We start from the raw sequence: 9,050 nt of genomic DNA, 5'->3' as shown, positions 1-9,050 counted from the left end.
TGGCAATTTCTGGTAAACATGACTTAAGGACTCCTTGTGTGTGGTTTGTGTTTGAATTCAGTAGCTTACATATACCAGCATTTGGAGTCCTTTTCTATATAAAGTATCAAATTTTAAGGGGTTTTATTCGTTAAAACTCCCTGCTTTAGGGTGCGAAACTTGAGTATTAACATTCTTTTCTTGACAGGGTATTCAGTTTATTCAGTTCCTCACGACGTAATTCCCGTTTCAGAATTTTTCCGGTGGCACTAATGGGAATCTCGTTGCGGAATTCCAACGCGCGAAGTTTCTTGTAGGGGGTCACCTGCTTATTTACGAAAGCCATCAAGGCTTCCTCCGTAATCTCTGCCCCCGGCTGCCTGACCACGAACGCTTTGGGCAGATCGCCCAGGTTGACGTCCGGGATGCCGATGACGGTACAGTTTCTCACCCCCGAATGCTGAAACAAAAGCTCTTCCAACTCTCTCGGGTATACATTATAACCTTTATAAATAAGCATATCCTTTTTCCGATCCACAATGCTCAGGTAACCGTTTTCATCCAACTTGCCCAAATCGCCGGTGGAAAGCCAGCCGTTTCGGATCACCTGGCTGGTTTCTTCGGGCCGATTGTAATACCCCTTCATTATCTGGGGACCTTTTACCCATATTTCTCCTTCCTCACCCACTTCCACCTCATGATCATCGCCGCTTAGATCCATGAGCTTGATTTCGGTATCGTACATGGGAATCCCCACGCTGCCAACTTTGCGCAGGCCCGAGGTGTTGCCAGGGTTACAAACGACCCCCATCACCGCTTCCGTGAGTCCATAGGCTTCCAGCACCACCGCATTGGGAAAAGCATCCCGAAGACCGTGAAGCGCCTCCACCGAAAGTGGGGCAGCCCCGGAAATGAGCCGTTTAACCGTACTCAGATCCCGCTTCTTAATATTCGGTGAGTTTAGAAACCCCATGAACATTGGAGGGGCTCCGCCGATGTAAGTGGCTCCATATTTTTCTATATCGTTCAGGAAGGCTTCCGGATTAAAGCGCTTGTGAAGAATAATGGTATAAGCCCGGGTAATCATATTGTTTAGGAACTGGATACTGCCCATAGCATGAAACCAGGGCACTACGTTGATGGTGACCCCCCTTCCCTCGTCCTGGATAAATTCCCAATTTCCGTTGGGCGGATTCGGGTACATCTCTTCGAAGTGAAGAATACCGTCCTGGAGCACCGGTTTTCCACTCATTTCCCAGAGTACCGTTATCAACACCTCGGCGACCACATTGTAATGGGTCAGCATCACACCTTTGCTCAGACCGGTGGTTCCACCAGTGTACGCCAGATGGGCCAAATCTTTTTTAGGATCTATAGATACTTGGGGAGGCTGGGGCGGATAATCAATCATAAGCTGCATAAAGCTGATAAATGAATCACCCCATGGAGTGGTGTCCATGGGCCGGCGGCTGATCGCCTCCTCATCACTGGTGAGAAACAGATGCTCCAGCTTGGTTCTATCTTTCACCGCCATGATGGAGGCGGCAAAATCGCTATAGGTGAGCACTGCCTTGGCTCCACAATCATTGAGCTGATGGGCCAGCTCCCGCTCGCTAAGCAGTGGATTGGTGGGACTGAAAGTGGCTCCGGAAAGCAGGATACCATAATAAGCCATAACAAATTGAGGGCTGTTAGTCAGATGCAGGGACACCACATCTTTCTTGCCGATGCCTGAATCTGCCAATGCAGCGGCGAACCTCTGTGCCCCTTCCCAAAGCTCCTGATAGGTGTAGCTTGCACCTTCAAAAATAAGAGCGGTCATGTGGGGATATTTGGTGGCCGTGGTGCGCAGAAAAACATCCACGGTGACTTCCGGATACGTCAAAGAGAACGGCTGACCTTTGGGCCAGTTTTTATGCCAAATCTTCTTTTCCATTGATAGTCTCCTTACAGGTCAAACAGTTTTTCTAAAGCCATTTAAGGAAAAGAATATACCCAGGCTTATCATCCGTATCCAAGTTGATTTTTTTATGCATAGAAGGCGAAAAAACCGACATGGAAAACGGATAAAACGGCAGTATATTCTGCGATAGAAATGGCCTAAAAATCAACTTGAAAATAAATTCCGTATATTATCGTATCTCCCAAATCCAGGTTGGCAGAATTGTCAGAATACTCCTTCTCTCCCCAATCAACGTATTCAAAGGTGGGCATAAGGGTTATGCCTTTCTGGAATACGTTTTTAAAAGGCAGACTGAAGGTAACCGTCGTCAATTTTCGTGTAAAGCCTGGGCTACCGGTAACAGAAGGCACCTCTGCTTCACGCATTCCACATTCCAATACGGCTCTGGCATTTTCCATGAATTTATAATACATTTGTGTGTAAAAACCCCAATTAATATCAGTATCCTTTACATTGTCTTTGACGGCATCATATACTGGATTTTCAAAGGCATAATGGGGACTGGAGGCAAACACATTGGGATTTTTTGCACCCCAAAAATTTAATCCACCACCGAATTTGTTTACATCTATAGTGGCTCCGATTCCATAAACCATACCATTGACATCATAGTCCTCTCCTGACGTTGAAGTTATGGTATACTGATTATATCCGCCAAACGCTTTAAACTGAAACGGACCCGATTTTTCGGAAAAATAGGTTGCTCTGAAACCCGGAATAGAGGTCTCTTTTTTGGCATTGGTAAGGCCGTTGACATCGCCTGAAGTATTGGGTTTTGTCAGTCCTATTGTGACCTTACCGACATTCTTTACCGTGGATGACCATGTAAGCTGTTCCAGGCGCAGTCCCATGTGGATATCCGTCAAGGGGCCACCAACACCGCCAAAAACAAGAGAGGATGATTTCACTGTGGCAAAGAAAAGCGGGTCCCAGGTATGACCAATGACAAAATTTCCTATTGGGGATTTATAGCCTGCATACCAGTGTCTGTAGATGCTTCCCGATACTGGCCTTATCTCAACCTTTCCGGTTATCCCTCCCATTTTGAAATTACAGCCAAAACGGCTAAGATATCTTTCCATTTCAAAGCTTGTGTAGTTGTAATCATCGTCGGTGGATGCAAGCCCGCCGTAAGAGCTGAACAACGAATAGGGGATATTGGCTGTCTCACTTGAATGGGAGACGGATAAGGTTTGAAATCTTACGCTGCCGTATAGATCAACATTCATGTTTTGCGTTACATCTAAAGAAACCCCAAAAGAAATGCAAGGAGTGACCAAAATCATTAATACGGTAAAAATCAAAACTATTCTTTGGATCATGTAGTCTCCTATTTTGGACGTTCTCCAATGCTGTTTTATTTCTTACGGGCTTTTTCCAGGCGTTTTACGCAGAATACCTGGAGCGTCCCGAGCGCATATGGCATTGTCAGAACATCTTTATTTTAATCATATGTGGTGATCGGTTTTTGTTGATATTCGTTAGGTCCGGCTTCGGGACAAATTCACCTGTCATCAGCAGGCCTTATGGTTTTTTCTGTGGCATCGGAGATACCTGCTCTTGAGAGGATTAAAAGTAAATTAACGCCAATCCGCCGGAGAGAAGAATAGTGAAAATGATTCGCTGAAGCCATATGACAATCAGTTCGAATACCTTTACCGGGATATCCGTGGAAAGAATGCAGGGAACAAACCCAGCGATAAAAATTATTCCGGAAACACAAATGTTGCCGATAACAAATTTGGTTTGAATGGCCACACCTTCAGCCCCTCCTAAAACGGCAGGTATCATTATGTCTAAAAAGGAGATCCCGGCGGCATTCATAGCCACCGCTATATCAGGTATATTGACCAGCTTGAAAAACGGATAAAAAACATATCCCAAATATTGAAAAAAGGGAGTATTTTGATTGATGATGATACCAAATGAAGTGAAAAACATGCCGCCGCACACCAATGCCATAATGATAAGCATGCTCTCCTTGAAAATAAAACCCAACCGAACAAATATCGATTCTGCCTTTTCCGCCACCTCAATTCCTTCAATAAATGCATTTTTAAACAAAGCCGTATGATAAATTTTTTCCGGTTGTGGAGTTACACCAGGAAAGGTGGTATCAGGCTTGGTGGCAAGGGGCCAGATACGGACGGTAAAAAAAGTCGTGGCAGCCGTAACCAGAAATGCAGACCAAAAATAAAAATTCCAATGCTCCATAAGTTTCAGTACATTGGCCAAGACCATTAAAAACGCAACCGATACCGTACAAAAACCCGTACCGATGATAGCCGCTTCTTTTTCAGTAAGTTTACCCTCCTTATACATGGTATCTACGGCAATATGACCGATGGAGAAATTTCCTAAAAAAGCGCTGACCGCAATAACGGCAGAACGTCCCGGTGTTTTAAAGGCAGGTCTCATAATGGGCCTTGCCAGCACGCCAACAAAATCAATGAACCCATAATCGAGCAAAAAGGGTAAAAAAATTGCAGCGACAATAACTGTAATGGAAAGCGGAATTAAAAGTTTGTTCAATACAAAAGGACCGACGTTTGCTTGTAAGAGCTGGGGGGGACCAAAACCAAACACAACGCACACGATCAATACGGCACCAATTATTTTTGCAATGGACAATAAGCTGTTTACAATACCTTTAAAAAATCTTTCTTTTCTTTTAAAAACATCAAGAACACAAAGCACTGCCAAGATCACGACATAATAAGGCAATATGGGCTTGGAAATATCTTTTATAAAATCATTCAAGTGATTTGCAAGAAATGTATCTTTTTCGCCTATTTTAAAAGTTATAAAGAATGAAAATATTCCAATGGCACTCATAATGAAAAATTTTGCAACGCTATAATATCTTGGCATATCTTTTACCGCGACGTTTTGGTCCATATTTTACGCTCCTGTAACCCATTATTCAAAAGCACTTTATACTTCCAGATAGAAGTCATCCTTAACCACCAAAGGATTCCTCACTGATGTTTACAGCGGCATGTCCACCGGAAACAACCGCGTCCAGGCGACCGACAGTCTCGGGAAGGATGGTGGTTGTAAAATATCGGACACTGTGAATTTGACCCTGGTAAAAAGCCCGATCTTTTTTATTTTTAATGTTTGTTTCCAACTTTTGAACTGCAATAGTTGCCCTCCATAACAGCATCCACGCCATGATCACATCTCCCATTGCGATCAGAAATGGAACGGAAGTGGCAAAAGCCACCTTGAAATCCGAAGATTTTGAGGTATCGACGATGTGTTCGGAAGCTCTCTCCAGCCTTTCGATGGCTTTTCTGACATCTGCTCCGATATCCCACAGATTATCCATGGTTTCGGCAAGACTGACGGTTGCCTGCATCTCATTGATAAAATTTTGAAAAACCTCGCCTTTCCCCATGGGCAGCTTTCGTCCAATCAAATCCATGGACTGAATGCCGTCGGTCCCTTCATAAATGGAAGTGATTTTTACATCCCGTGCAAGCTGTTCCACCGGATACTCTCGACTGTAACCGTAACCGCCGTAAATCTGGATGGCCTGAACGCAGGTTTCAAATCCCCTGATGGCGCAGTAGGTTTTCAGCACCGGCGTCAGCAATGCGGTGATTCCCTCGTAATACGATTGGGTTGCAGGGTCTTCAGTGGCGGCTATCGTATCGAAACACCAGGCAATGTAATATTCTAAGCTGCGCATTCCCTCCACATGAGATTTCATCCACAGCAGCATGCGCCGTACATCCGGATGACGGATAATGGCAACCTGTTCCCCGGTATTTGCCTTGGGATCAAGATCAAATCCCTGTCGCCGTTCCCGGGCATAGCTTAAAGCATATTGATAGGCCGCTGAACCGTGAATGAATCCTTGAAAACCGACTTTCAGCCGCGCTTCATTCATCATGTGAAACATGATCATCATGCCCTGTCCCTGCTCTCCGAGCATTACCCCACGGCATTTTCCTTTTCCTCCCAGGGAGAGACTGCATGTGGCACTGCCATGGCTGCCCATTTTATCTTCAATACCTGTGCAAACCACATCATTGAACTCCCCCAGGGAACCATCGTCATTGACCCAATATTTGGGAACAATAAAAAGAGATATACCTTTTGTTCCCTTTGGATCCCCTTCCACACGGGCCAGTACCGGATGGATGATATTCTCAGTTAGATCATGATCCCCGTTGGTGATAAAAATCTTGTCTCCGACAATGGAATAGGTGCCATCGGAATTCAAAGTAGCGGAGGTGCTCAGAGCCCCCACATTGGAACCGGCCTGGGGCTCGGTCAAAAGCATGGTACCGCCCCATTTGGCTGTGTAGAGATTTTCTAGAAACACTCTTTTTTGGGTTTCCGTGCCGAAAAGTTCTATCATTTTTGCGGTTCCGCCACCAAAGGTCGCATAACTGTTGCAACTCAGGTTGGCACCTACCAGAAACTCATCTGCAGCCACGCTGATAGTAAGGGGCATCCCCTGCCCCCCCCACTTTGTACTTTCCGCCAATGCCGTCCACTCGTTCTCACGCATTAGATTAAAGGCACGATGGAATGAGGGTGGGACTTTCACCGCCCCATTTTCAAAGGTAACGCCGAGTCGATCACCCTCTGCCCAGATGGGCAAAAGCTCTTTGAGGGCAAAGTTACGGGCTTCCGTGATAACCAGATCAAATGTTTTACGATTATATTCCTTAAACAGGGAAAATTTTGCCAAACATTCAATATCCAGCTGTTCGTACAGTACAAAATCGATGTCTCGACGATCTGAAATTAAATTGGCCATATCTGTTTTCCTAAATTTTTATAATAACTGCCATTAAACGTAAACGTGCCACCCCTGGCCTGTCTTTCGTCCCAGATGACCGCCATGTACTTTCTGTCGAAGAGCCGTTCCAAAACGGAAGCGTTCTCCATAATTTTCTTTCAGGATATCACCAATCTCAAGTGCCATCCTCAGATCCGCCATATCCATGAGAGCAAAGGGGCCTAAAGGATGCCCTAAGCCCATCTGGCAGGCTTTGTCAATGTCTTCGCAACTGGCAATACCTTCATCTGCCAGCCGCACGGCTTCGTTGAAAAGAGCAAACAACAGCCGATTTACAACAAATCCCGCGGTATCCTTCACTTGTACAGGATTTTTTCCAATCAAATGACAGGCTTTTGTCACAAAGGCTGTGGTCTCATGTGATGTTTCCAACCCCGGAATCACCTCCACCAGCTTCATGATAAACGCAGGAGCAAAAAAATGTGCCCCCACAAAAAGAGGCCTTCGGGATTCTTCAACCGACGTCGCCAGAAGAGTGATGGGAATAGAAGAGGTATTACTGGCAAAGATGCAGCTGGGCTTACAATGTTTGTCCGCCTCTGCCAACACCGTTTTTTTCACCTCAAGTTTTTCAAATACCGCTTCAATGACCAAATCCACATCTTCAAACAGATCATAATTTGCCGCAGGAACAAGCCGCTCCAGGGTTTTCGTACGCAAATCAGCAGAGAAGCGACCTTTTTCAATGGAATGATCAATGACCTTTTTCAGTCTGGCTTTGCCTCGGTCAGCCCATTCCAATTCAGGCTCTTTTAAAATAACCTTGCAGCCGGCAGCCGCAAAGCAGAGACCTATCTCGGACCCCATGGCTCCGGCCCCCAGAATCGCAACCTTATTCAAATTTCCCATTTTCCCTCCTCAATTATGGCGTTGATAAGTCCAAGAACGTGCCATACTAAACACGTTCAACAATAATTGCCTGGCCATGACCGCCCCCCCCGCAGAGGGAGGCCATACCCCGCCGAAGTCCCCGTTTTTCCATTTCATGAATCAGACTGACCACAATTCGACATCCGGTATCACCAATGGGATGGCCCAAAGCAATGCCGCTACCGTTCACATTAACGATATCGCGGTTGAGTCCCAACTCCCGTTCAACTGCCACGGATGCGGCTGCAAAGGCTTCGTTGATTTCAAATAACTCTATATCTGACAGTTGACAGCCGGTTTGTTTGAGCAATTTTTTTATGGCATCTATTGGGCCGATGCCCATATAGCGTGGATCGACCCCAACCGCCGTGGAACCAACGATCCGCCATTGCTGCTTCAGCCCATGCTCATCGGCCACTTTTTTGGAAAGCACCATGACCGCACTGGCACCATCGTTCAAACCGGATGCATTACCAGCGGTAACGGTGCCGTCCTTTTTAAAGGCACCGGGAAGACGAGCGAGATCTTCCATGGTTGTGTCGGGTTTGAGATGCTCGTCGGTATCCACCACAATATCCGGTTTGCCTCTTTTCCCAGGTATGGTGACAGGGACAATTTCGTCTTTAAAACGACCTATTTCCAATGCCTTTTTGGCACGCATCTGACTGGTATAAGCAAACGCGTCCTGATTTTCACGTGATATATTATATTTTTCCGCCACATTTTCTGCCGTCATCCCCATGATCAGTCCGGTATGATGATCAAACAGACCGTCCCAGATTCCGTCGGAAATTTCCTGATGCCGAATTCGCATACCCCATCGGGCATTTTTAAGACTGTAAGTCACGTTGCTCATATTTTCGCCACCACCTGCGACAATGGCCTGAGCATCCCCGAGACGAATGGCCATGGAGGCAATGCGGATGGCTTCCATGGAAGAACAACAGGCACGATTCAATTGAACAGATGATACATGATCGGGATAACCAGCCTTTAAGGTGGCTCCCCGCGCCAGGCCATTCTCATCACTTCGGACCATGACGGTTCCCCAGTACACATCATCCAGCATGCCTTTGGGAAAATCGATCCGCTCACTTACGGCTTTTAAAACAGCCACAGCCAGATCTTCATGGGATAGTTTACGAAAAGCACCACCGAAGGCACCAATGGGGGTACGCACGGCAGACACAATAACAGGTATATTTTCCGTTGAAGTCATTTTTTCTCCTATTTTTGTTTTTTTTATATGAAATGCTCCGTAAACCCTTGAAGTATTTCAAGTTTTGTTGTGGGAAAACCGATGAGACCCAATGAGATCCGCCCGTGGCGGTTTATAAGAAAGAGTAGATAAGTCTAACCATTTTTTATGGTTCGTTATGGGCAAACCGAGATCAGAATGAGGTCTGCCCATGGCAGTTATAT

General features: G+C 45.8%; 6 protein-coding genes. All 6 read right to left on the bottom strand.

Translation table 11 applies throughout. The annotated features are described in order from the left end of the window. Positions 1 to 166: 166 nt before the first annotated feature. On the bottom strand, positions 167 to 1,915 hold the full coding sequence (locus tag ACYQ2M_RS24115) for an AMP-binding protein (protein ID WP_459918953.1): 1,749 nt from the start codon (positions 1,913 to 1,915) through the stop codon (positions 167 to 169). A gap of 164 nt (positions 1,916 to 2,079) precedes the next feature. Next, positions 2,080 to 3,264, bottom strand: coding sequence for a hypothetical protein (locus ACYQ2M_RS24110; RefSeq protein WP_459918952.1), 1,185 nt, complete (start codon positions 3,262 to 3,264; stop codon positions 2,080 to 2,082). 247 nt (positions 3,265 to 3,511) lie between these two features. Further along, positions 3,512 to 4,840 (bottom strand): YjiH family protein, encoded by a 1,329-nt coding sequence (locus ACYQ2M_RS24105; protein WP_459918951.1) that lies wholly within the window; start codon positions 4,838 to 4,840, stop codon positions 3,512 to 3,514. A 61-nt stretch (positions 4,841 to 4,901) separates the two neighbouring features. Then, on the bottom strand, positions 4,902 to 6,716 hold the full coding sequence (locus ACYQ2M_RS24100; RefSeq protein ID WP_459918950.1) for an acyl-CoA dehydrogenase: 1,815 nt from the start codon (positions 6,714 to 6,716) through the stop codon (positions 4,902 to 4,904). Between the two features lie 33 nt (positions 6,717 to 6,749). Continuing rightward, positions 6,750 to 7,607, bottom strand: coding sequence for a 3-hydroxyacyl-CoA dehydrogenase family protein (locus ACYQ2M_RS24095; RefSeq protein WP_459918949.1), 858 nt, complete (start codon positions 7,605 to 7,607; stop codon positions 6,750 to 6,752). Positions 7,608 to 7,653: 46 nt separating this feature from the next. After that, complete coding sequence (locus tag ACYQ2M_RS24090) at positions 7,654 to 8,847, bottom strand: thiolase family protein (protein ID WP_459918948.1); 1,194 nt, start codon at positions 8,845 to 8,847, stop codon at positions 7,654 to 7,656. Positions 8,848 to 9,050 lie beyond the last annotated feature (203 nt).

This window comes from Desulfocicer niacini, assembly GCF_054657595.1.
The sequence above is the reverse complement of the archived record's forward strand: the minus strand, read 5'-3'. Positions and strand labels throughout refer to the sequence as shown.